The 21,451-nt window shown below is 71.8% G+C and carries 27 protein-coding genes and 2 pseudogenes; 16 read left to right on the top strand and 13 right to left on the bottom strand.

Features of this window, described 5'->3' with window-relative positions; all coding sequences use genetic code 11:
- Positions 1-18 precede the first annotated feature (18 nt).
- On the bottom strand, positions 19-420 hold the full coding sequence (locus ACIQAK_RS14235) for a helix-turn-helix domain-containing protein (protein ID WP_366390760.1): 402 nt from the start codon (positions 418-420) through the stop codon (positions 19-21).
- A 102-nt stretch (positions 421-522) separates the two neighbouring features.
- Here ACIQAK_RS14235 and ACIQAK_RS14230 point away from each other — a divergent pair, with 102 nt between their 5' ends.
- The 3 genes from ACIQAK_RS14230 to ACIQAK_RS14220 all read left to right on the top strand — a co-directional run bounded on the left by ACIQAK_RS14230 (position 523) and on the right by ACIQAK_RS14220 (position 3,056).
- Positions 523-1,383: an SDR family oxidoreductase gene (locus ACIQAK_RS14230; protein ID WP_366390759.1), complete on the top strand. Its 861-nt coding sequence runs from the start codon at positions 523-525 to the stop codon at positions 1,381-1,383.
- A gap of 126 nt (positions 1,384-1,509) precedes the next feature.
- On the top strand, positions 1,510-2,532 hold the full coding sequence (rarD, locus tag ACIQAK_RS14225) for an EamA family transporter RarD (RefSeq protein WP_366390758.1): 1,023 nt from the start codon (positions 1,510-1,512) through the stop codon (positions 2,530-2,532).
- An 8-nt stretch (positions 2,533-2,540) separates the two neighbouring features.
- Entirely contained in the window at positions 2,541-3,056 is a 516-nt protein-coding gene (locus ACIQAK_RS14220; RefSeq protein WP_366390757.1) for a hypothetical protein, read from the top strand.
- A gap of 102 nt (positions 3,057-3,158) precedes the next feature.
- Here the strand turns inward: ACIQAK_RS14220 and ACIQAK_RS14215 are convergent, their stop codons facing one another.
- Positions 3,159-3,548: an SRPBCC domain-containing protein gene (locus tag ACIQAK_RS14215; protein WP_366390756.1), complete on the bottom strand. Its 390-nt coding sequence runs from the start codon at positions 3,546-3,548 to the stop codon at positions 3,159-3,161.
- 256 nt (positions 3,549-3,804) lie between these two features.
- Here ACIQAK_RS14215 and ACIQAK_RS14210 point away from each other — a divergent pair, with 256 nt between their 5' ends.
- Positions 3,805-4,848 (top strand): IS110 family transposase, encoded by a 1,044-nt coding sequence (locus ACIQAK_RS14210; RefSeq protein WP_366390595.1) that lies wholly within the window; start codon positions 3,805-3,807, stop codon positions 4,846-4,848.
- On the opposite strand, the gene ACIQAK_RS14205 is transcribed toward ACIQAK_RS14210, so the two are convergent.
- Positions 4,812-5,489: a CGNR zinc finger domain-containing protein gene (locus ACIQAK_RS14205; RefSeq protein WP_401848088.1), complete on the bottom strand. Its 678-nt coding sequence runs from the start codon at positions 5,487-5,489 to the stop codon at positions 4,812-4,814. The two genes, ACIQAK_RS14210 and ACIQAK_RS14205, sit on opposite strands and share 37 nt — an antisense overlap.
- 37 nt (positions 5,490-5,526) lie before the next feature.
- Here ACIQAK_RS14205 and ACIQAK_RS14200 point away from each other — a divergent pair, with 37 nt between their 5' ends.
- Positions 5,527-5,982 carry a VOC family protein gene (locus ACIQAK_RS14200; RefSeq protein ID WP_366390577.1) on the top strand — a complete coding sequence of 152 codons (456 nt, stop codon included), beginning with the start codon at positions 5,527-5,529 and terminating at the stop codon, positions 5,980-5,982.
- Positions 5,983-6,137, top strand: a pseudogene (locus ACIQAK_RS14195) (VOC family protein); the annotation flags it as partial.
- A 36-nt stretch (positions 6,138-6,173) separates the two neighbouring features.
- Here the strand turns inward: ACIQAK_RS14195 and ACIQAK_RS14190 are convergent.
- From ACIQAK_RS14190 to ACIQAK_RS14180, 3 genes are all read right to left on the bottom strand, one after another.
- The gene (locus ACIQAK_RS14190) at positions 6,174-6,689 is read right to left on the bottom strand and encodes a hypothetical protein (protein ID WP_366390576.1); all 516 of its coding nucleotides are present in this window, start codon (positions 6,687-6,689) and stop codon (positions 6,174-6,176) included.
- A gap of 64 nt (positions 6,690-6,753) precedes the next feature.
- Positions 6,754-7,191 (bottom strand): hypothetical protein, encoded by a 438-nt coding sequence (locus ACIQAK_RS14185; RefSeq protein WP_366390575.1) that lies wholly within the window; start codon positions 7,189-7,191, stop codon positions 6,754-6,756.
- Positions 7,188-7,448, bottom strand: a complete 261-nt coding sequence (locus ACIQAK_RS14180; RefSeq protein ID WP_366390574.1) for a hypothetical protein — start codon at positions 7,446-7,448, stop codon at positions 7,188-7,190. Before ACIQAK_RS14180 ends, ACIQAK_RS14185 begins: the two co-directional genes overlap by 4 nt.
- Positions 7,449-7,520: 72 nt before the next feature.
- On the opposite strand from ACIQAK_RS14180, the gene ACIQAK_RS14175 reads away from it, so the two are divergent.
- The 10 genes from ACIQAK_RS14175 to ACIQAK_RS14130 all read left to right on the top strand — a co-directional run bounded on the left by ACIQAK_RS14175 (position 7,521) and on the right by ACIQAK_RS14130 (position 12,917).
- Positions 7,521-8,381, top strand: coding sequence for a helix-turn-helix transcriptional regulator (locus tag ACIQAK_RS14175; RefSeq protein ID WP_366390593.1), 861 nt, complete (start codon positions 7,521-7,523; stop codon positions 8,379-8,381).
- Positions 8,378-8,590 carry a DUF397 domain-containing protein gene (locus ACIQAK_RS14170; protein ID WP_366390573.1) on the top strand — a complete coding sequence of 71 codons (213 nt, stop codon included), beginning with the start codon at positions 8,378-8,380 and terminating at the stop codon, positions 8,588-8,590. The genes ACIQAK_RS14175 and ACIQAK_RS14170 overlap by 4 nt, the downstream gene beginning before the upstream one ends.
- Before the next feature lie 156 nt (positions 8,591-8,746).
- Positions 8,747-8,938, top strand: a complete 192-nt coding sequence (locus ACIQAK_RS14165; protein ID WP_366390572.1) for a hypothetical protein — start codon at positions 8,747-8,749, stop codon at positions 8,936-8,938.
- A complete protein-coding gene (locus ACIQAK_RS14160; RefSeq protein WP_366390571.1) occupies positions 8,922-9,449 on the top strand; it encodes a DUF6879 family protein in 528 nt (175 codons plus the stop codon). Before ACIQAK_RS14165 ends, ACIQAK_RS14160 begins: the two co-directional genes overlap by 17 nt.
- Positions 9,446-10,276, top strand: a complete 831-nt coding sequence (locus tag ACIQAK_RS14155; RefSeq protein WP_366390570.1) for a helix-turn-helix transcriptional regulator — start codon at positions 9,446-9,448, stop codon at positions 10,274-10,276. The genes ACIQAK_RS14160 and ACIQAK_RS14155 overlap by 4 nt, the downstream gene beginning before the upstream one ends.
- Positions 10,277-10,351: 75 nt before the next feature.
- Positions 10,352-10,576 (top strand): DUF397 domain-containing protein, encoded by a 225-nt coding sequence (locus ACIQAK_RS14150; protein ID WP_366390569.1) that lies wholly within the window; start codon positions 10,352-10,354, stop codon positions 10,574-10,576.
- 14 nt (positions 10,577-10,590) lie between these two features.
- A complete protein-coding gene (locus ACIQAK_RS14145; RefSeq protein WP_366390568.1) occupies positions 10,591-11,067 on the top strand; it encodes a hypothetical protein in 477 nt (158 codons plus the stop codon).
- A gap of 105 nt (positions 11,068-11,172) precedes the next feature.
- Complete coding sequence (locus ACIQAK_RS14140; protein WP_366390567.1) at positions 11,173-11,391, top strand: DUF397 domain-containing protein; 219 nt, start codon at positions 11,173-11,175, stop codon at positions 11,389-11,391.
- A gap of 174 nt (positions 11,392-11,565) precedes the next feature.
- Positions 11,566-12,024, top strand: a complete 459-nt coding sequence (locus tag ACIQAK_RS14135) for a hypothetical protein (protein WP_366390566.1) — start codon at positions 11,566-11,568, stop codon at positions 12,022-12,024.
- Positions 12,025-12,110: 86 nt separating this feature from the next.
- Positions 12,111-12,917 (top strand): HAD family hydrolase, encoded by an 807-nt coding sequence (locus ACIQAK_RS14130; RefSeq protein WP_366390565.1) that lies wholly within the window; start codon positions 12,111-12,113, stop codon positions 12,915-12,917.
- A 48-nt stretch (positions 12,918-12,965) separates the two neighbouring features.
- On the opposite strand, the gene ACIQAK_RS14125 is transcribed toward ACIQAK_RS14130, so the two are convergent.
- The 7 genes and pseudogenes from ACIQAK_RS14125 to ACIQAK_RS14095 form a co-directional block, all read right to left on the bottom strand.
- A complete protein-coding gene (locus tag ACIQAK_RS14125; RefSeq protein ID WP_366390592.1) occupies positions 12,966-15,026 on the bottom strand; it encodes a SpoIIE family protein phosphatase in 2,061 nt (686 codons plus the stop codon).
- Positions 15,027-15,360: 334 nt separating this feature from the next.
- Positions 15,361-15,827, bottom strand: a pseudogene (locus tag ACIQAK_RS14120) (inositol monophosphatase family protein).
- A gap of 61 nt (positions 15,828-15,888) precedes the next feature.
- Positions 15,889-16,470 carry a TetR/AcrR family transcriptional regulator gene (locus ACIQAK_RS14115; protein ID WP_366390564.1) on the bottom strand — a complete coding sequence of 194 codons (582 nt, stop codon included), beginning with the start codon at positions 16,468-16,470 and terminating at the stop codon, positions 15,889-15,891.
- 262 nt (positions 16,471-16,732) lie between these two features.
- Positions 16,733-17,650 (bottom strand): ABC transporter permease, encoded by a 918-nt coding sequence (locus ACIQAK_RS14110; RefSeq protein WP_366390563.1) that lies wholly within the window; start codon positions 17,648-17,650, stop codon positions 16,733-16,735.
- On the bottom strand, positions 17,637-18,626 hold the full coding sequence (locus ACIQAK_RS14105) for an ABC transporter ATP-binding protein (protein ID WP_366390562.1): 990 nt from the start codon (positions 18,624-18,626) through the stop codon (positions 17,637-17,639). The genes ACIQAK_RS14110 and ACIQAK_RS14105 overlap by 14 nt, the downstream gene beginning before the upstream one ends.
- A gap of 92 nt (positions 18,627-18,718) precedes the next feature.
- Complete coding sequence (locus ACIQAK_RS14100; protein ID WP_366390561.1) at positions 18,719-19,972, bottom strand: sigma-E factor regulatory protein RseB domain-containing protein; 1,254 nt, start codon at positions 19,970-19,972, stop codon at positions 18,719-18,721.
- Positions 19,973-20,223: 251 nt separating this feature from the next.
- Complete coding sequence (locus ACIQAK_RS14095; protein ID WP_366390560.1) at positions 20,224-21,234, bottom strand: polyprenyl synthetase family protein; 1,011 nt, start codon at positions 21,232-21,234, stop codon at positions 20,224-20,226.
- Positions 21,235-21,451 lie beyond the last annotated feature (217 nt).

The raw sequence follows: 21,451 nt of genomic DNA, 5'->3' as shown, positions 1-21,451 counted from the left end.
GCTCCTCGACCAGGAGGATCAGGCCCGGGCCCCGTCGTACGCCTCGCGCGCGCTCTGCACGGCGTCCACCTGGCGTTCGGTCCAGCGGGCGAGCGCCCACACCTGTTCGGCGGCCTCGGCGCCGAGCGGGGTCAGCGAGTAGTCCACGCGCGGCGGGATCACCGGCTTCGCGTCGCGGTGGACGAATCCGTCGCGCTCCAGCGTCTGCAGGGTCTGGGCCAGCATCTTCTCGCTGACCCCGCCGATCGTGCGGCGCAGCTCGCTGAAGCGGTACGAGCGCTCCAGCAGGGCCGCCAGGACCAGAACCCCCCAGCGGCTCGTCACATGCTCCAGCACCAGCCGGGACGGGCACATCGGCTGATTGACGTCCGGAACGGCTCCCGTGCCTCCTGCACCGACTTCCCTTGCACTAACTTCCATACCAGTAGCTTACTTCAAAGTAGGTACTTTCCCCTGGTTAGTGCTCGGCGTACGCTCGATCGGGAAAGCCCCCCGCTGAAACAACTGAAACAGGAGCCCCCCATGAGCATCGTCGTCACCGGAGCCACCGGAGAACTCGGCCGCCTCGTCATCGATGAGCTGCGGGCCACGGTCCCCGCCGGCGACATCGCCGCCGTCGTCCGCAGCAAGGAGAAGGCCGCCGCGCTCGCGGCGCGGGGCGTCGAGCTCCGCATCGCCGACTACGACCGCCCCGAGACCCTTGACGAGGCGTTCCGGGCCGGCGACCGGGTGCTGCTGATCTCGGGCAGTGAGGTGGGCAAGCGGGTACGGCAGCACACCGCGCTGATCGAGGCGGCCAAGGCGGCGGGCGTGGCGCAGCTCGCGTACACCGGCGTCCTGGGCGGGCCGGACGCCGACTTCCTGCTGGCCGACGAGCACAAGGCCACCGAGCAGCTGATCCTCGGCTCCGGGCTGCCGCACACCCTCCTCCGCAACGGCTGGTACACGGAGAACTACACCGCCAACCTCGCCCCCGTCCTGGAGCACGGCGCCGTCGTCGCCAACGCGGGCGCGGGCCGGGTCGCCTCCGCCACCCGGGCCGACTACGCCGCCGCGGCGGCGACCGCGCTGACCGGCGAGGGCCACCTCGGCAAGGTCTACGAGCTGAGCGGCGACACCGCCTGGTCGTTCGCCGAGTACGCGGCCCTGCTGTCCGAGGTGACCGGCAAGGAGATCACGTACAACGACGTTCCGGCCGCCGTGCACCAGGAGATCCTGGTCGGGGCGGGCCTGCCCGAGGGGTTCGCCGCGGTCCTCACCGACGTGGACGAGGCCGTCAAGCGCGGCCTGCTGGCGGGGACGAGCGGTGACCTGGCCCGGCTGATCGGCCGCCCGACCACGCCACTGGCCACGACGGTACGCGCCACCCTCGCCACCGCCTGACGCACCACCACCACCCCCACCCCCTGTCATGAGCGTCTCCCTGAGACGGCTATGACACGAGGCCCCTCCGGCGTTACCTTCATCCCGTCGGCAGACGCGTCGGCGCAGGCAGTCCAGGAGGGGCCCGTGAACGGGAAGAACGAACAGCGGGCCGGCCTGCTGTACGGAGTCGGCGCATACAGCATGTGGGGCTTCGTCCCCATCTTCTGGCCGCTGCTGAAGCCGTCCGGGGCGGTCGAGATCCTCGCCCACCGGATGGTCTGGTCCCTGGCCGTCGTCGGAGCGGCCCTGCTCGTGGTCCGGCGCTGGGCCTGGATCGGCGAGCTGGCCCGTGATCGGCGCAAGATGGGCCTGATATCGATCGCGGCGACGATCATCGCCGTCAACTGGGGCCTCTACATCTGGGCCGTCAACAACGGGCAGGTCGTCGAGGCGTCGCTGGGTTACTTCATCAACCCGCTGGTCACCATCGCCATGGGCGTCCTGCTGCTCGGCGAGCGGCTGCGGCCGGTCCAGTGGATCGCGGTCGCCACCGGCCTGACCGCCGTGCTCGTGCTGGCGATCGGGTACGGGAGGCCGCCGTGGATCTCGCTGGTCCTGGCGTTCTCCTTCGCCACGTACGGCCTGCTGAAGAAGAAGGCCGACATGGGCGGCCTGGAGTCGCTGGCGGCCGAGACCGCCGTCCTGTTCCTGCCCGCGCTCGGCTTCCTCCTCTGGCTGGCGGCCACCGGCACGTCCACCTTCACCACCGGAGGCGCCGGCCACGGGGTGCTGCTCGCCGCGACGGGGATCGTCACGGCGGTGCCGCTGATCTTCTTCGGCGCGGCGGCGATCCGGGTGCCGCTCTCCACGCTGGGGCTGCTCCAGTACCTGGCTCCGGTCTTCCAGTTCGCGCTGGGCATCGCCTACTTCCACGAGGAGATGCCGCCCGAGCGGTGGGCCGGGTTCGCGCTGGTCTGGCTGGCCCTCTCCCTCCTGACCTGGGACGCGCTGCGCAACGCCCGGCGCAACCGGACCCTGGCGGCGAAATTGCTGGCGACAGCGGCGGCCGCCCCCGCGACCCCGGAGACCTCCGGCGACGCCCAGTTCCCCGACGGGGCGGAGGCGACCTGGTCGGCACGGTGGACGCCGAGCGGTAAGGCTGATTGAGTGCCCGGATGGGGACTGTCCTGGGCCAGATGAGGAACGTGCGATGGCACGAGTTGCAGCATGCGTACGGCTCCGCTTCCCAGGTTCCCGGCATGTTGTCGCGGATCGCCTGGGGTGACGGCCCGACCGCCGAGGACGCGCTGAGCGATCTGGGTCAGTGGATCGGCGCCCCCGCCGTGTTCGACTCGACCGTGGCCGCGGTGCCGTTCCTGTGGGAGCTGGCGGTGACGGACACGGTCGAGGACCGGGCGGGCGTGCTGGAGCTGCTCGCCTCGATCCTGGCCTCCGGGCACGCCCAGCACCCCGAGTGGACGCGCGCCGCGCACGACGCGGTGGCGCAGGGGCGCCCGACAGCCGTCCGGCTGGCCGCGAGCACCTCTGCGCCCCAGGTGCAGACGCGGACGCGGGCCCAGGCACAGGCGCGGACACCGGCGCAGGCACAGGTCGTACGGGACGCTGCCGCCCGTCTGCTGACCGCGCTGGACAGGCACACCTGCGCGGCCTGCCCACCGCGTACGGCGTAGAAGCGCAGCCCCCGCGTACGGCGTGGAAGCACAGCCCCCGCGTACGGCGTGGAAGCGCAGCCCCCGCGCCTGCCCCGGCGCACCGCCCCCGCGCCCGCTCCCTCACGTCAGCTCGGTGACCACCCGGTCCATCACGCCCTTCCAGTGCGTACGCCGCTCCTCCCGCTCCTCCGCGCTCGCCAGCCGTTCCTGGTGGAAGCGGAGCACCGCCCGGTCCTCGGAGCTGCCGGGCGACACGGCGACCTGGATCGTGGACGTGCCGTGGGTGAGGCGGACGCGGTCGACCGGGCGGTAGCTGCGGATCTCGCCCTCGGTCCCGTCCGCCGTACGGTATGGAGTGCCCTTCTCCGTCGGGAGCGGGCCGTCGATGCCGAGCCAGAGCGCGACGCCCTCCGGCCCGGTGATGAAATCCCATACGGCCCGCGGAGGTTGCTGGATCGTCCGGGAGACGCCGATCTCCCAGCCCGCGTCCTGAGTGAGTCCGGTAGGCATGGCGAAGACCCCTTCGGTTTCAGTCGTCCCTACCTTGTTGATCGGGCTGAGCGAGCCATTCGTAGGGTTGGCTCACCCAGGGGTGCCGGGTGTGGCTTTCAGTCGTCTGCCGTAGTTGTGGCTTCCGTCGATTCGCCGCCCGGCGCCCCACGACGACTCGGCTGCTCATGAGGAATTGCGGCACTGATCGCTCAGTAGGGACTCGACAGCGAGGTCGTCCGTGGTACCTGTCCGAACACGACCTGCGGAGTAGCGAGTGACAGCGATCTGGGCCGGTATCGACGCCGGGAAGACCCATCACCACTGCGTGGTGATCGACGACACCGGCAAGCGGCTGCTGTCCCGGCGCGTCGCCAACGACGAGAACGACCTGCTCAAGCTACTCGGAGACGTTCTAGATCTGGGCGACGAAGCGACATGGGGCATCGACCTGGACCAAGCCCGCATCCGGCGCGACCTCACGCCCTTGCGGCCCGGCGACGAGCTGGTGTCCGAGCTGAAGGTCCTCACTCGCCACCGCCGAGATCTCAGCGACGACCGCACCCGGACCATCAACCGGCTCCGCGGCCACCTCACCGAGATCTTCCCCGGCCTGGAACGTGAACTCGACCTGGGCAACACCGGCCCCCTGGTGCTGCTGACCGGTTACCAGACCCCAGCAGCCATCCGCCGCACCGGCCGGCGACGCCTGGCCACCTGGCTGCGCAACCGCAAGGTCCGCAGCGCAGACGAACTCGCCGCCAAGGCCGTCCAGGCGGCCGAAGGACAACACACCACCGTCCCCGGCGAGGAAATGACCGCCCACGTCGTGCACTCCCTGACCAGGGAGGTGATGGCCCTCAACGAGAAGATCGCGGAGACCGACAAGCTCATAGAGGGCCGGTTTCGCCGCCACCGCAACGCGGAAGTGATCACGAGTATGCCCGGCATCGGTGTCCTGCTGGGCGCCGAATTCCTGGCTGCCGCCGGCGGAGATATGGACGCCTTCGCCAGCCCGGACCGGCCGGCCGCCTTCGCCGGCGTCTCCCCGGTGCCTCGTGACTCCGGGAAGGTGAGCGGCAACCTGCACCGTCCCACCCGCTACAGCCGACGCCTCCAACGCGTCTTCCACACCTCCGCATTGATCAGCATCCGCTGCTGCGACGAATCCCGGCGCTTCTACGACCGCAAGCGCGCCGAAGGCAAACGACACAGCCAGGCCGTCATGGCCCTCGCCCGCCGCAGGGTCAACGTTCTATGGGCCCTTCTGCGTGACGGACGGTGCTACGACCCCACACCGCCCGTCACACTGGCCGCTTGACATCTCCATGAGGAATCGTCGGCAGTGGCCAGCCGGGCGCGGTGGGCCCGGACCTTGTGGCGGTTGCCGCACCGTTCCATCGAGCACCAGCGCCGCCTGCCGGGCCGGGAGGTGTCGACGAACAGCAGGCGGCAGTCGTCCGCGCCGCACGTACGGACCCGGTGGGCGTAAGCCCCGGTGAACAGGTCGACGGCGTCGCGCGCGACGGTGGAGAGCAGCCCGGTCCCGGTCGCGCCCGGCCCCCACTCCCGCTGCCCCTCAGCGGTCAGCCGGGCAACCAGGGGCGGGTGCGCCGCCGCGTCGTTCACGGTGGCGAGGTCGTCCGAAGCGGGCTGCCGGGCGGACACATGGGCCTCCGCCAGCCGCCAGAGCGCATCACGCAGCGCGCGCGCGGCGTCCACCTCGACCTGGCTCACGGCGGGTTCGAGCTCACCGGGCAGCCGGCTCTCCCCCACCCAGCGCACCAGGTCCTCCGGCCCGTGCAGCACCTCGAAATACGCGAGCGGCCCGGGTCCGCCGGTCGGCAGGAGCTCCAGGCAGAGCGCGCCCGGGTCGAACCGGAACGAGCTGCCGTCCGGGTGGACCAGCAGCATCCCCGTCGGTTCCGGCCGTCGTCCCGGCGCCACTCCCGGCGTGTCCATTGCGCTCGCACTCATGTAACCATTATAAACGGTTTCCATGACACAGACACTGTCCTGGAAGCTCGTCATCGACAGCGCCGACCCGCACGCCCAGGCCGGCTTCTGGGCCGAGGCCCTCGGCTATCTGATCGAGGACAACAGCGCCCTGGTCGAGCAGCTGCTCGCCGCCGGAGCCGTCCCCGAGGCCGCCACCACCCGCGCCCACGGCCGCCGCGCCTGGCGCGATCTCGCGGCGGCCCGGCACCCGGACGACCCGTACGACGAGACGAGCGGTACGGGGTTGGGGCGGCGTCTGCTGTTCCAGCGCGTCCCGGAACCGAAGACGGTGAAGAACCGCCTCCACATCGACGTCCACACCGCCCCCGGGGAGCGCGACGCGCAGGCGGAACGGCTGGTGGCGCTGGGCGCGCGCATCCTGCGCGCGGTCGACGAACAGGGCGGCAGCTGGCTCGTCCTGGCAGATCCCGAGGGCAACGAGTTCTGCGTCAACTGAGGCACCGAACTCCTGCTGGAACCGGATCGCCACCGCGCGGTCGGGCCCTACCGGACGGCCCTGGTCGAGGACGGCATCCCGGCCGCCGCCTTCGCCGTGGACGACGTACGGGCGGCGTACGGGCGGAGTTCGGCCGGCTGCGGGGGCTCAACCTGATCCAGCTCGCGCGGCACGGCAAGCGGACGCGGGCGTCACGTAGGCGGCTCCCCGCCCCGCTCGCGCCGGATCTCCTCCCTCATCCGCTCGGCCATCAGGTCCGCGAGCGGGTCCGTGACATCCCAGGAGTGCGGGGCCGGGTGCCGGTCGAACAGGAGGCATGCCTCCCGCTCGCCGGTCGCCAGGGTGCGCATGACCGCCAGGCACGGCGGCAGTTCAACGAACCGGAACGTGCGGCGCACGCGGTTGTCGGCGTCGGGACCCGGGCCGGGGTCAGGGTCGGCGTCGGGGTCGGGGTCGGGGTCGGGGTCGGGGCTGACATCAGCACCGGCGTCGATCCAGAACATCCACAGGTCCCGCGCCGCGTCCATCTCACCCGCCCAGAGCTGCGCGGCGTGCTCGGTCGCCCCGTCGTGCTCACCCAGCTCGCACAGCAGCATGTCGTCCAGGTCGGGCACCTCCGTCGTGGGGCCCGCTTCGGCGTTCATGGCGATGAGCACGACGAGCGCGCCCATCTCGGGGACCGCCGCGAAGGCGGTGCACTGCAACACGTCGATCGATCCTCGGTGGTTGGGGGTGGGGGCGGACAGGCGCCCGGAGCGGGGGCGCGTCCGGTTACCGGCGGCCCAGCGGGCGGACCACGAGCCCGTACCAGGCCAGGGCGTCGCGGGCGACGAACTCGTACGGGAGCCCGTCCGCGAGCCGCAGCAGCGCGTAGTCGTGCTCGCGGAGACTGTCCGCCCACGCCCGGAGTTCGGCCGGCGCGTCGGGCAAGGCGCCGGCGGCCGGAAGCCGCGCGCCGGTCACCGGGTGCGGGATGTCCGTGACCGGGTGCGGGGCGCCCGCGACCGGGTGCAGCGCGTGGGCCGGAACCCAGGGGGCGTACGGGTCGGGGTCGAGCGCGTCCGCGAACCGCCGCGCCTGCCGCCGCAGCCACCGAAGCGCGAGCCGCCGGGTCGGGGCGACGACCCCGCCGAGCCGGACGGACCTCGCCGCATCGCCCGCCCGGCACTCGGCGGCGTACCAACGCACCGGCCGCTGCGCGGGGTTCACAGCACCTCTCCCCGACTGCGCGCGTTGAGGCGGGCGGTACGGGCCCGGAGCTGCTCCATGAGGAGCGCGGGGCGTACGTAGCGGGGCTCGACCTCCCACTCGACCCCGCCGCCCACGGGCCGCAGCGACCAGTAGAAGCCGGCGACCCCCCGGAACTCCCCCACGCGGTCACCACGACTGGTGTCCACCAGGAGGGTGCCGGGATCGGGGACGCGCGGACACCGTTCGTTATTAGGACAGACGTTCTCGCCGTACACCTACGGCTCCTCTCTGTAGCCATTTGACTACCGGGGAGCTTCAGCGTGGCCTACCGTCGAATGGTCTTCAACATGGCCGTATTGGAGGGCACGTTTGTGTACCGCAAGGAACTGAATCCCGAGGCCAACCCCCAGGCGGCGTACGGGGCGCGACTGCGCAAGTTACGCGACTCGCGGGGCTGGACCCAGGACGAGCTGGGCGATATGGCGGGTTGCACCGGCCGCCATATCTCAGCGATGGAAACTGGTCGCAAGTCCGCAACCCTGCCGTTCTCGCGGCGAGCCGATCAGATCTTCGGTCTGGTCGGCAGCCCCGAGTCCTTCGAGCGCGAATGGCGGGAGATCAAGCAGGGCAGCCTGCTGGAAGGCTTCCCGGAATACCTGCGCCTGGAGCGGCGGGCGGCGGAGATCCGGCTGTACGAGGTCGGTGTCATGCCGGGGCTGCTCCAGACACCGGAGTACGCCACGGTCCTCGCGGAGAGCGCCGTCCGGCGCGGGGTCATCACCCCCGAGCAGGCCCAGGAGCGGGTCGCGGTCACCGCGGAGCGGCAGGCGGCGGTCTTCGGGGGCCGGGAGACGATGGTCTTCGGCATGCTGGACGAGAGCTGTCTGCGCCGCCCGGTCGGCGGGTCCGAGGTCATGCGGGCGCAGTTCGATCACCTCATCGCGTTCGCCGCACTGCCCAACACGATCCTTCAGGTGGTCCCGTTCGACCTGGGCGAGCGCCGCCCGTTCGACCTGCCGGTCTACGTCCTGACGATGGTGGACCGTTCGATCATGTCGTACGCCGAGTCCGCACAACAGGGCTATGTGGAACGGGAAACCACTGCTGTGCTGCCCCTGCTCTCCGCCTACCATCAGATGCAGGCGGTAGCGCCCTCGCAGGCGGCCTCCGTTGACATCGTCAAGCAGTTGCGAAAGGGCACCCCGTGACAACCGAAACCCCCCGCTGGTTCACGTCCTCGTACAGCAACAACGGCGGCGCGTGCGTCGAGGTCGCCACCAACCTCGCCGCCCCCCACGGCATCGTCCCTGTCCGCGACTCCAAGAACACCACCACCGGCCCGGTCCTCACCGTCCCCGCCACCGCGTTCTCATCATTCGTCGCGGGCGTCCGGGCCGGGCGGTTCGACACCGTCTGAGCCGTTCGGCCGCGAAGCCCCACCGCACACGTGCGGTGGGGCTTCTTCAGCTTCTCCGTCCCGCCCGATTTCCAGTAACGGAAACCGACACCCCTTGTGACCCTCCGTGGGACCCGCGATCATCGGACGGGACACCCGACGACGAGGGGGCGGACTGTGAAGCTGACACGGCTGGTTGGCGAGTGCGAGGACGGCGACTGCCCGACCGTCTACGCGACGGACCGGGGCACGCTCGCCATCCAGGGGGACAGGGTCGCCGACCACGGACTGAACCTCCCGGCGCAGGAAACCCTGGTAGAAATTCCGATCGCGCTCATCCGAAAGGTCATTCGTGACAACCTCATCTAAGACCCCCGGCGACTGGTTCGACGAATTTGAGCGGGAGGCATTCCGGCTGGAAACGCTGGACGACTACAGCAAGTCGGGGGGCGTTGAAGCCTACCGCGCATTCCTTGCCGACGAGCCTCAGCCCGAGGACTACGCGACAGCCGACTGGATGACGACGGTCGGCAACGCCGTCCAGACGGGAAGGCGCATCTACCGCGTCCACATTCTCGCCCGTCCGCTGACGGACTATCTACGTTTCGAACTCTCCTGGGGCTACCGCCGAAACATGACGGCCGGGGAAGAGTTCTTCATCCTGGACACGACCGACCAGGAGAACCCGATTCCGCATGCCCCGGATTTCTGGCTCTTCGATGAGCGGGTCATCAGCACCATGAAATATGACGGAGCGGGCAAGTATCTGGGTTCCGATTTCCTCGGGGAGGACCAGCTGCCCAGGTTCCTCGCCTACCGCGACACGGCCTTGGCCCAGGCCGTACCGTTCTCCGACTGGTGGGATAAGTACGGGGAGTGAACAAGTCCGGCCTCGGGGCAGCACTGCGGGTACTGCGGGAGTCTTCCGGTTTGGAAGCCAAGGCAGTTGCCCGCAGCGCTGCCATGTCCCGTTCCAAACTCTCCAAGATTGAGACCGGGAGTATCGCTCCGAGCATCACGGATGTCGACTGTGTCCTCTCGGCCATAGGCGTATCGGATGACGTCAAGGCCGAGTACATGGCTGCCGCCAGGGAAGCGGCCACAGAGATTACGGCCTGGCGGCTCATCCGGCGCCTGGGGTACAGCAGGAAGCAGCAACAGGTGCAGGCCCTTGAGGCCCGAACGGCACTGCTGCGTCTATTCCAGCCGTCGCTCGTTCCCGGGCTGCTCCAGACGCCCGAGTACGCGCGGGCGGTCTTCGCCCGAAAGAACCTTTCCAGTGCGCAGCTGGAACGCACCATCGGCGCACGGCTGGCGCGGCAAGCTGTTCTGTACGCGGAGGGCAAGGCCTTCCGGTTCATCATCGTGGAATCGGTTCTCCACTGGCGCATCCTTCCGCCCCTGGCCATGGCAGGGCAGCTCGACCGGTTGATTTCGGCCTCTCGGCTCCCCGGCGTGGATATCAGCGTTGTTGAGCTGTCGGCTCCGCAGGTGGACTTCCCGGGCCACTCATTCTGCATCAAGGACGACCGGACCGTGACTGTCGAGCTGGTCCACGCGGAGACGGTGGTGACCGACCCGAGGGACATTTCCCTGTACGTATCCAAGTTCGAGAGGTTCAGCGAATCCGCCGTTTCCGGTGACGCCATGCGGGCCCTGATCGAAGGAATCCGGGACGAGCTTTTGCGCGAACAGGAAACCGCCTAGAAACCACCCCCCCTCCTGGACACCATTGCTGCCGACACACGAAGACGTCAGCATCCCAGAAAGGGAGGATCAACCATGTCCGACCTGTACGAGCTCCCCATCGACGGAGCCGAATTCTCGAAGGCCTGCGGCGGCAACACTCACCCCGACGGCGAGGCGTGCGTGACGCTCGCGCGGATCGGGGCGGACGCGTGGGCCGTGGGTGACAGCAAGCGTCCGGGCGCCGAGCCGCTGCGGTTCACCACGGCCGAGCTGGACGCGGCGGGCATCGACCCCGCCCGCTTCGACCTCTCCGCCTGAGCGGCAACGCACCGGTGCACCACCACGGTTACGCCTGGCTCGGGGAGAAGCGGACCTTCGACAAGGAGAGCCTCCGCAGACCCCCGGGCCAGGCCCCGACGGCGACCAGCGACCCCGATGTGCACAACCGCTACCGGGAAGCCGTGGCCGCCTTCCCGACCTCCGACGTACCCCCGATCCAGACCGCGCACTGGCTCCTGAAACCACCCTCGATGATCCGGGGCACCTGGGAGGAGCCGAAGGAAGCCGGCGCCTGGCTGGGCCGGCAACTCAGCGAGTTCGCGCCCCGGTTCGCCTCCGCGCAGGACCGGGAGGCGGCCAGGCTGGTCCTCCTCGTCAGGGCGGCCGTCGAACGTCTCACGTGGGGCGGCGACGCGCACCTCGGCCACTACCTGAAGGGCACGGTCTTCCACTCCGTCGCCCTGGTGACCTGCTCGCCGAACCGCAGCACCCCCGACCTGCCCTGCCCCGCCCGGCCGACCAGCTCATGACGGGAGCGCGCACGACGGCGCGTTCGCCACCTCCGACGTGGGTAGCAAGCCCTCAGAGTTGCAGCACCCACCCGCCCCAACCGACAGGCTACGAAAGGGCACCTCGTGACGACCGAGACCGAAATCCCCCGCTGGTTCACGTCCTCGTACAGCGAAAACGGCGGCGCGTGCGTCGAGGTCGCCACCAACCTCGCCATCCCCCACGGCTTCGTCCCCGTCCGCGACTCCAAGAACACCACCACCGGCCCGGTCCTCACCGTCCCCGCCACCGCGTTCTCGTCGTTCGTCGCGGGCGTCCGAGCCGGGCAGTTCGACACCGTCTGACCGTCAGGCCGCCCCAGGCCCGGCCGAGAAGCCCCGCCGCACGCGTGCGGCGGGGCTTCTCCGTGGTGGCGGGCGGTGCCCCGCTCGACAGGGCCGCGCAGGAAGGCCAAGGTGACGTACAGGCGCACGAACCACGGGGCTTCACCCCACCGGCCCGAATCGACGGAGGCTCCGATGCAGGTCGACTCACTGCCCTACCTGGACGAGCACGCGACGGTCATCACCGCAGCGGCGGACGGCGTCTGGCGCGTTCTGTGCGCGGAGCTGGAACGGTCCTTCTCGCGGGCCCCCGCAGCCGCCTACGCGCGGCTGGTCCGGGCCGACGACACCCGGCCGTCCGGGCCGCGCCCGCTCGCCCAGGGATCGGCGTTCCCCGGCTTCCGGGTGCTCGTCGCCTCACCCGGACAGGAGCTGACCCTCCAGGGCCGTCATCGCTTCTCCTCCTACGCCCTGATCTTCCGGCTCGAACCCGACGGCCCGGGCCGCACGCGTCTGCGCGCCGAGAGCCGTGCCGCCTTCCCGGGCCTGGCGGGGGGTGCCTACCGGCGGCTCGTGTTCGGGTCGGGCGGTCACGCGGTCGGTGTGCGGCGGCTGCTCGCGGCGGTCCGCCGTGCCGGCGAGCGCCCGGGCTGACCGGCCGCCGCCCCCGCCCTCGTAGCGCTTACCGGATCTCTCCCTCGCGCGCAAGCGGACGTCCGGGCCCTCCTAGGCTGTGGCCCATGCCCACGCCACCCGCATATGCCCTCGTCGCCACCGACCTGGACGGCACCCTGCTCCGCCCGGACGACACCGTGAGCGCCCGCTCCCGCGCGGCGCTCACCCGCGCCGCCGCTGCCGGGGCCCGGCACCTGATCGTCACCGGGCGGCCGGTCCCCGGCATACGGGCGCTGCTCGCGGACCTGGCGTACACCGGGCTCGTCGTGTGCGGCCAGGGCACGCAGTTGTACGACGCCGGGGGCGTGCGGCTCCTGCGTTCCGTCAGCCTGGACCGGGAGGCCGCCGACACCGCGCTCGGGAAGATCGAGGCGGAGGTCGGGGCGGTGTTCGCGGCGGTGGACCAGGACGGGGTGGACGGCCTCACGCTGATCGAGACCGGCTACCGGATGCCGAACCCGACGCTCCCCGCGCTCCGCGTCAACTCCCGGGACGCCCTGTGGGAGCGGCCGGTGATCAAGGTGCTGGTCCGCCACCCGGAGCTGGACGACGACGCGCTGGCCGCCGCCGCACGCGGGGCGGTGGGTGACCTGGCGAGCGTCAGCATGGCGGGGCCCGGCACGGTCGAGCTGGCTCCGTACGGGGTGGACAAGGGCACCGGGATCGCGGCGGCGGCCGAGTTGCTGGGGGTCGGTCCCGAGCGGACGGTCGCGTTCGGGGACATGCCCAACGACCTGCCGATGTTCCGCCGCTCCGGCCACCGGGTGGCGATGGGCAACGCACACCGGGAGCTGCGGGCGGCGGCGGACGAGGTGACGTCGACGAACGCGGAGGACGGGGTGGCGGCGGTCCTGGAGCGGCTGTTCGGCTGAGCCGGTCCTCGCGGGCCGTCTCCCTCCGCCCACGCTCCTGCCGGCCGGTCAGGGCGTGCCGCCGCCCCCCGGAAGGTCCTGTTCCGTCCACAGCACCTTGCCGTCCGGGCCGTGCCGGGTTCCCCAGTGGGCGGCGAGGCGGGAGACGATGAACAGGCCCCGGCCGCCCTCGTCCACCGTACGGGCGTGGCGCAGGTGCGGGGAGGCCGTCGAGCCGTCGTGGACCTCGCAGGTGAGGGTGGTGTCCAGGAGGAGGCGCAGCCGGAGCGGCGGGGTGCCGTAGCGGACGGCGTTGGTGACCAGTTCGCTGACGATCAGCTCGGTCGAGTCGACGGTGTCCTCGTCGAGTCCCCAGCCCTGGAGCCGGTCGCGGACCATCAGACGGGCGTCGGCGGGGGTCGTGCGCTCCTGGGCGAGGTCCCAGGTGGCGACCCGGTGGTCGCAGACCGTACCCGTGCGGGCCAGCAGCAGCGCCGCTCCGGCGGAGCCGGCGTCGTCGGGGAGGGCGTAGACGATGTCGTCGCCCAGTTGCTGGAGGCTGCGGTCGTTGCGGGCGAGGGCGTGGGTGATGCGTTCCGCGGCGCGCTCGTCGGCGAGCAGTTCGGCCGTGCAGAACGCGAGGACGCTGCCCTCCTCCAGAGTGACGGTGGCGGGGGCGAAGAGGGCGCTGTCGGTGGCGAAGAGGCCCGGGCCTTCGGGGGCGTCGACGGTGACCGTACGCCCGTCGGGCCCGACGACGAGGGGCGCGGGGTGGCCGGCACGGGCGACCGTGCAGGTCCGGGTGAACGGGTCGTAGATCCCGTACACGCATCCCGCCCGCAGGGGTTCGCCGTGCAGGGAGTCGCTCGGGGGCAGGGACGCGCGTTCGTGGGCGAGACGGTCCGCGGTCTCCTTGAGGCGGGCCAGTACCTCCTCCGGCTCCAGGTCGAGACCGGCCAGCGCCTGGATGACCGTACGGAGCTGGCCCATGGCGATGGCGGACTGGAGACCCTCCCCCGCGACACCGCCGACGACGAGTGCCGTCCGGGCCCCGGAGAGGGGGATCGTGTCGAACCAGCAGCCGCTGTCCCGGCCGGGCAGCAGCACGTGGGCGGTCTCCACGGCGGCCTGGTGGCGTTCGGCCGGCGGGAGGAGGCGGCGCTGGACGGTGGAGGCGATGACGTGCTCGCGCTCGTACCGGCGGGCGTTGTCGATGGCGAGGGCCACGCGGGTGGCCGCCGAAGCCGCGAGGCAGACGTCCTCCTCGTCGAAGGGCTCGGCGGCCTCGCAGCGGTAGAGGTTGACCAGGCCGAGGACGGCGCCCCGCAGGGTGAGGGGTACGACGATCAAGGAGTGCGCGCCGGCTTCGACGAAGGCTCGGGACCCGCCCGGACCGGAGTCCAGCCACGGGGTGTCGGCGGTGAGCGGGACGAGCCGGGGCCGCAGGTCCGCGACGGCAAGCGCGTACGGCGTACGGAGGGGGAGGCGGCGGGTCCCGCCGATCGGATGCCCCCCGCTCACCTCGTCGCACTGGAGGGAGTCGCAGCGGCCGCTCGCCGCCCGGCGCAGCGGGGTGTCCGGCGGCAGCGGCCCCACCGGCGGGTCGGCCCCGCGCAGGACCTCGTCCACCACCTCGATGACGGCGAGATCGGCGAACCCGGGCACCAGCGCGTCGACGAACGCCCGGCAGGCGGTGGCCACGTCCAGGGAGCCGCCGACGGCGTCGCGCACGGCGGCCAGCGTGGTTTCCCTGGCCCTGGCCCGCTCGCGCTCGGTGACGTCGACGACCGCGGCCAGCAGGCCGAGGGCGCTGTGCCCGGGGCCGTCGTCGGGGCCGTCGAGGCGGTAGGCGGAGACCAGGAAGACCCGGTCACCGGGGATCTGCCGGAGCCGGCCGCGTACGAGATGGTCGCGTACGGGCCCCTCGCCGGCGAGCACCCCCTTCAGCAGCTGCTCGGAGCCGCCCGGGTCGTCGGGCCGGAAGGCATCGCTGAAGCGGAGGCCGATGTACCCGCCGGTCCCGACGCCCTCGACGAGGGAGTTGGCGCGGACCAGCCTGAGCTGCGGGTCGAGCACGAAGAGGCCTACGGCGGACTGGGCGAAGAGGGCCTTCAGGAGCGCGTCGCCCAGGGCTTCCGGACGGGTCTCGCCTTCGGCCCGTTCGCGCCCGGCCCGTTCGCCCCCGGCCCGTTCGCCCCCGGCCCGTTCGCGCCCGGCCCGTTCGCGCCCGGCCTTTCCGGATTCGGCCGGGGTATCGGCGTACGACACGGTTCCACCCACCCTCAGGCCCTCAGGCTCCGGCGCACCGGTGCACCGGCACGTGCCGGACCAGCATCACCCGGCGCGGCGGAAGGGGCCACCGGGGGGCGGCAGAGGTGTGAGGCACCCACCGGGCACCCCCTCGGGCGGCCGGTTCACGCCCCGGTTGACGCCTCGATCCACGCTCCCGGTTCACGCTCCCGATTCACGCCTCCGGTCCACGCCCCCGGTTCACGCCCCCGGTCCACGCCCCCGGTTCACGCCCCCGGTCCACGCCCCCGGTGACCACGCAGCCGGCGGCCCGGCACAGGGCGATGCCGGCGGCGAAGTGGACGCTGCCGGACAGGTCGCCGCCGTCGGTGACGTACGCGGCGCACCGGCCCGCGGCGACCCAGGCCAGGGCCAGCGACGTGGACACGACGCGCGGCCGGAACCGTTCGGCGAACCCGGGGTGGGCTCCTCACCGAGCACCGCGTCATCGGGCCGGGCGGAGCGGATGACGCCGAGGATCGTCCTCTCGGCCTCGACATCGGCGGTGGTGGCGAAGTCCCCGGCCCCCTTGTCGATACGGGCGAGCCGCCCGCCGTACATGCCGCGCACCACGTCCGCACCGGCCCGCACCGCGGCCGTCGCCACCCCGACGTCGTCCAGCCCCGCAGATGAGTCGATCATCCGGGGGGCGTCCAGCCCCGCAGATGAGTCGATCATCCGGGGAGCGTACCGGTGGCGGAGTTCACGCCCCCAGCGCGCGCAGCACATGGGCCACGAGGGCGGCGACCGTCTCCTCGTCCTGGACCGGCTTGCGCAGGACATGGCGGTAGTAGACGGGGCCGTACAGCATCTCCACGGCCAGCGGAAAGTTCGCGCCCGGCGGGATCTGGCCTTGGTTCTGCGCGCTGCGCAGCCGGGCCACCGCCTCCTCCACGCGCGGGTCGACCAGCTGGTCCCGCAGTGCCTGGGCGAGGACGTCGTCGTGGTGGAGCTCGGAGAGGATGCCCGCGTAGGCCGGGCCGAAGGGCGGTGTGGAGAGCAGCTTCACCGCGCCCGCCACGTGGGTGCGCAGGTCGGCGGCGATGTCACCGGTGTCCACGAACGGCGTGGCGTCCACCAGGGCGTCCGTGAACGCCTCCAGCAGGACCGCCCCTTTTGACGGCCACCAGCGGTAGATCGTCTTCTTGCTGACGCCGGCGCGGGCCGCGATGGCCTCGATCGTCACGCGCCCGTACCCCTTCTCCGTGCAGAGGTCGAGCGCGGCCTGCAGCGTCGCGCGGCGCGCTCTCTCGCTGCGGCGCAGGCTACTGGGCGGTGTGATCATCCGGTGAGCATAGGGTGGTTTGAGCCATTCCTTGTTGACAGGTCGTCGTCAGAGGCCGAACAATACCCAAGCGGAAACGGAACGTACCGTGTCGTGTCGTTCCACTCTCCGCACCGTTCGTGCCGTTCGTGCCGCGACGAGCCGATCGGGGGACGGCTCGCCCGGCCGACGGCATGGACGACCGCTCACCGATCCGATCCGGCCACGGGACGACCTCCTCGCCTCGCTCACGGAGCCGGGATCACCGCACTCCGGCACCCGCTCAGGCCGTGATGTCCTTCGTCGTGAAGCGGGCCCAGGCAGCCGATGCGAACACCGCCGCGTACGCGCCCTGGAGCTGGAAGTTCCTGACCAGCCCGTCCCAGTGGACCGGCTCGCGCAGGACGTCCGCGAAGGACGTCCAGTAGTGCGGGAACAGGTAGGGGTGGACAGCGCTCAGCTGCGGGATGCTGCCCAGGATCTGCACCGTGATCAGCAGCCCGACCGTCGCCGCCATCGCCCCGATCCCGCTGTTGGTCAGCGTCGAGACGAACAGACCCAGCGCGGCGAACCCGGCCAGCGACACCGCGACGACCGCCGCCGTCAGCGCGGCCCGCACCAGGCCCTCGCCGAAGCTGATCCGGGTCCCGGAGATCGTGGTGACCTCGCCCACCGGGAAGAGCAGCGCCCCCACCGCCAGCGCCGAGAGGGCCACCACCACGGTGGCGACCAGGCAGAAGGTGAGGACCGAGGCGTACTTGGCCAGCAGGAGCCGGGTCCGGCCCGCCGGGGCGACCAGCAGATAGCGCAGGGTCCCGGTGCTCGCCTCGCCCGCGATCGCGTCGCCCGCGACCACGCCGACGGCCATCGGGAGGAAGACCGGCAGGGTGGCCGCGAGGGCGGCGAAGACGAGGAAGAGGCCGTTGTTGGTGACCTGGGTCAGGAACGCCGGCCCGCCCCCGCCGCCCGCCCCGCCCCCGCCCCCCGGACCGCCACCGCCCGTCTCGATGCGGACGGCGATCCCGATGAGTACGGGGACGGCGGCGAGCACCGCGAGGAGCGCGTAGGTCCGGTGGCGGCGGAGGGTGGTGGTGATCTCGGAGCGGAGGATTCCGAGTGGCCGGAAAGGGTTACGGGGGCGGGGCCCCACGCTCTCCCGGGGCAGGGCCGGCCCCGTCCGCGGAACGTCAGCCTGCGACATCGAATCCCTCTCCGGTCAGTGCCACGAACGCGTCCTCCAGCGAGCCGCCCTCGATCCCGAACGACCGCACCCGGACCCCGCCGCCCACCAGCGCCGCGTTGAGGTCCGCGAGATCCACGGCGGCGGGCGGGGCGTCGGCGGTCAGCCGGCCGCCGTCGGTGGCCAGGCCGGTGAGGCCGTGCTCCGCCAGGATGCGGACGGCGTCCCCGGGGTCGGGCGTGGTGACGGCGAGCCGGCCGCGGGCGCTCGCGGCGAGGTCGGCGACCGGGCCCTGGACCAGCAGCCGGCCCCGGGCCATCACCGCCGCGTGGGTGCAGACCTGCTCGATCTCGTCCAGCAGGTGCGAGGAGAGGAAGACCGTGGTGCCCTCGGCCGCCAGCTCCCGGACCAGGGAGCGGATCTCGCGCATGCCCTGCGGGTCCAGGCCGTTGGTCGGCTCGTCCAGGACGAGCAGGCGGCGCGGCCGGAGCAGGGCGGCGGCGAGCCCGAGGCGCTGTTTCATGCCGAGGGAGTACGCCTTCGCCTTCTTGGCCGAAGCCGCGCCGAGGCCGACCCGCTCCAGGGCGTGGGCGACGCGGTCCCGGCGGGTGCGCGGGTCGGCGGTGGGGTCGGCGCGGTCGTACCGCAGGAGGTTGTCGCGGCCGCTCAGGTAGCCGTAGAGGGCGGGCCCCTCGATCAGCGCGCCGACCTCCGGGAGGACCGTGCGGGAGGCCTGGGGCATGGGCCGGCCGAGGACCCTGGCGGTGCCGGAGGTGGGGTCGATGAGGCCCATGAGCATCCGGATGGTGGTGGTCTTGCCGGAGCCGTTGGGGCCGAGGAAGCCGAAGACGCTGCCGCCGGGGACGGTGAGGTCGAGGCCGTCGACGGCCAGTTGACCGCCGCGGTAGCGCTTGGTGAGGCCCCGGGTCTCGATGACGGGGGCCTGGACGGTGGCGGTGGGGTCCGTGGCCGTGCGCACGGCCGCTGGGTCCGTCATGCCGGTCGCACCTCTCAGTACGCGCAGGGGCCGGCCCGCCCCGCCGCAGACCTGTGCGGCGGGGCGGGCCGGCCGGGTGACCCGGAAAGGCCCTACTTGGCGCCGTCGGCCGCCCGTACCAGCGCGTCCTTCGTCACCGCTCCGACATATACCTTGCCGTCGTCCGTCAGCAGGGCGTTGACGAGGCGGGTCTTGAAGACCGTGCCCGAGCCGAACTTCCCGGTGACCTTGTCGCCGAGCGCGTCCAGGAAGCCCTGGGCCTCGGCCGGCACGTCGCCCGAGCCCGCCGTGGGCAGGCCCTTGCCGCCGGGGATCTCGATCGCGGCGATCGACGTCCAGCCCTCGCCGATGACCTTGACGCCCTCGGAGCCCTCCAGTCCTTCCAGCCCGGGGATCTGCCCGGAGAACTGCTCCGGGAGCGCCTTCTGCGGCGCGCCGTGCTCGTCCTCGCCGGTCTCCAGCTCGTCGGCCTCCGTCACCTTGGCGCCCTTGGGCGGGGTGAAGTCGAAGGAGGAGGCGGCGGGCTCGGAGAAGTCGACCTTGGTGAAGCCGGCGTCGACCACGGCCTTGCCGCCGCTCGCCGCGGCCAGCGTGAACTTCAGCGGTACGCCGTTCTCCGCGTCCACCGCGATCCGCACCGAACCGACCGTCGAGCCGGTCTGCTTGGGCTTGATGACCAGCTGGTACGCGTCCCGGCCCGCCACCTGCGCGGTGCCGTCCACGGTGACCGACGTGGTGTCGCCGACCGCCGCGAGCGCCTGCTCGGCGAAGTCCTTCGGGGTGGCCGGTACGTCCTTGGGGGCCTTCGGGGCCTCCTTCTCGGCGCCCGCGCCCTCGGGCGCCTCAGCGTGGTAGACCTCGTCGGACCTGGAGTCGTACGCCCAGACCTCGCCCTTGTTGTGGATGACGCTGTACTCGGAGGCGTCCTGGAGGATGGAGAGCCGCTGCCTCTCCGGGCCGTCTGCGGCCACCCGCAGGGTGTGCGTGCCCGACGTCAGCTCCATGAGCTTGTCCTGCGGGGCGGCGGCGCCCGCGCCCTGGTCCTCGCCGGCGCCCGGCACGAACGAGCCCGCGAGGCCGTCGAGGGGCAGACCGAGGTCCGTGCTGATCTTGAGCGTCCCGGAGAGCTGCTCCTCGTCGGAGGCGGCGATCTTCTCGATGAGCTCCTGTGCGCTGATCTTCGGCAGGTCCGGGTCGCCGGAGCTCGCGAGTGCCGGGACGAGTCCGATGGTCGCGGCCGCCACCCCCGCGACCGCGACGGGGACGATGTAGCGCGCCGCCTTCCGGCGGCCCACGACAGTGCCCGTGGCCTCGCCGGTGTTCTCCGCGCTGTCGTTCGGTGCCATGTGTGCCCTACCTCCGTGGTCGGCGGCTTCCGTCCGATTGCTCGTCCACTCCCCGCCGCCGTTCTCACCCGATGTGGTCAGGAGTGGTCGGTATCCATCTGACCAAACCGGGCGGCTTGAAGCGTCAGTCCCGGGGATCAACCCGCCTACTGCTCCGGTATGACAACCGGACGGGGTAAGTCCCCCATCCCGTAGGGGTAGGGCCCTGTCGGGTGCGGCGTCGTCAACCTGGGGAGCACACCGGGCGCGGTTCAGCCCGCGCGGTGCACCACGGCGTCGCACAGCTCCTCCAGCGCGGACTTCGCGTACCCCTCGGGCAGCGGAGCGAGCGTGGCGCGTGCCTCCTGGGCGTAGCGGACGGTGTCCTGGCGGGCCTGCTCCAGCGCCGGGTGGGCGCGCAGCCGGCGCAGCGCCTCGGCGAGGCGGCCGTCGTCGCCGAGGTCGCCGTCGAGCAGCTCGACGAGTTCCAGGTCGTCGGGCTTGCCGTCGGCCGCCGCCTGGGCGCGCAGCCGCAGCACCGGGAGGGTGGGGATGCCTTCGCGCAGATCGGTGCCGGGGGTCTTGCCGGACTCGTGGGTGTCGGAGGCGATGTCGAGGACGTCGTCGGCGAGCTGGAAGGCGATGCCGAGCCGCTCCCCGTACTGCGTGAGGATGTCCACGGTCCGCTCGTCGGCCCCGGCCATCAGCGCGCCGAACCGGCCGGAGACGGCGACCAGCGAGCCGGTCTTGCCGCTGAGCACGTCCAGGTAGTGGTCGACCGGGTCACGGCCGTCGCGCGGGCCCGCGGTCTCCAGGATCTGGCCGGTGACCAGCCGTTCGAACGCCTCGGCCTGAATGCGTACGGCCTCGGGGCCCAGGTCGGCCAGGATGTGGGAGGCGCGGGCGAACAGGAAATCGCCGGTGAGGACGGCCACCGAGTTGCCCCAGCGGGTGTTGGCGCTCTCCACCCCGCGCCGTACGTCGGCCTCGTCCATCACGTCGTCGTGGTACAGCGTGGCCAGGTGGGTCAGCTCGACGACGACGGCCGAGGGGACGACACCCGGCGCGTCCGGATCACCGAACTGTGACGCGAGCATGACCAGCAACGGGCGGAACCGCTTGCCCCCCGCCCGCACCAGGTGCTGGGCGGCATCCGTGATGAAGGGCACATCGCTCTTGGTGGCTTCGAGCAGCCCCGCCTCGACAGCGGCCAGGCCCGTCTGGACGTCGGCCTCAAGAGCCTGGTCCCGCACGTGCAGTCCGAACGGCCCGACGACGGTCACGAGGGCATCTCCTGTCTGCTGATGATCACACGCAATGTCGACGTGTCACCTCTCGAATCAACTTCAGCGTATCCGGTCTCCTATGGATCACCGTGGGCGGCTTCCCACCACCGCCGGTATGTTCGGGATCAGCTCATAGGGCCAGGGGTATCCGCTTTGTCCCACACCGCCGCCGGCACCGCGCCGGCCCGGCCGCCGCCCGAGGACGACCGGTGTC

Origin of the sequence: Streptomyces sp. NPDC088706 (assembly GCF_044752765.1) — a bacterium.
GTDB lineage: Bacteria > Actinomycetota > Actinomycetes > Streptomycetales > Streptomycetaceae > Streptomyces.
This window is presented reverse-complemented; position numbering and strand designations above follow the sequence as displayed.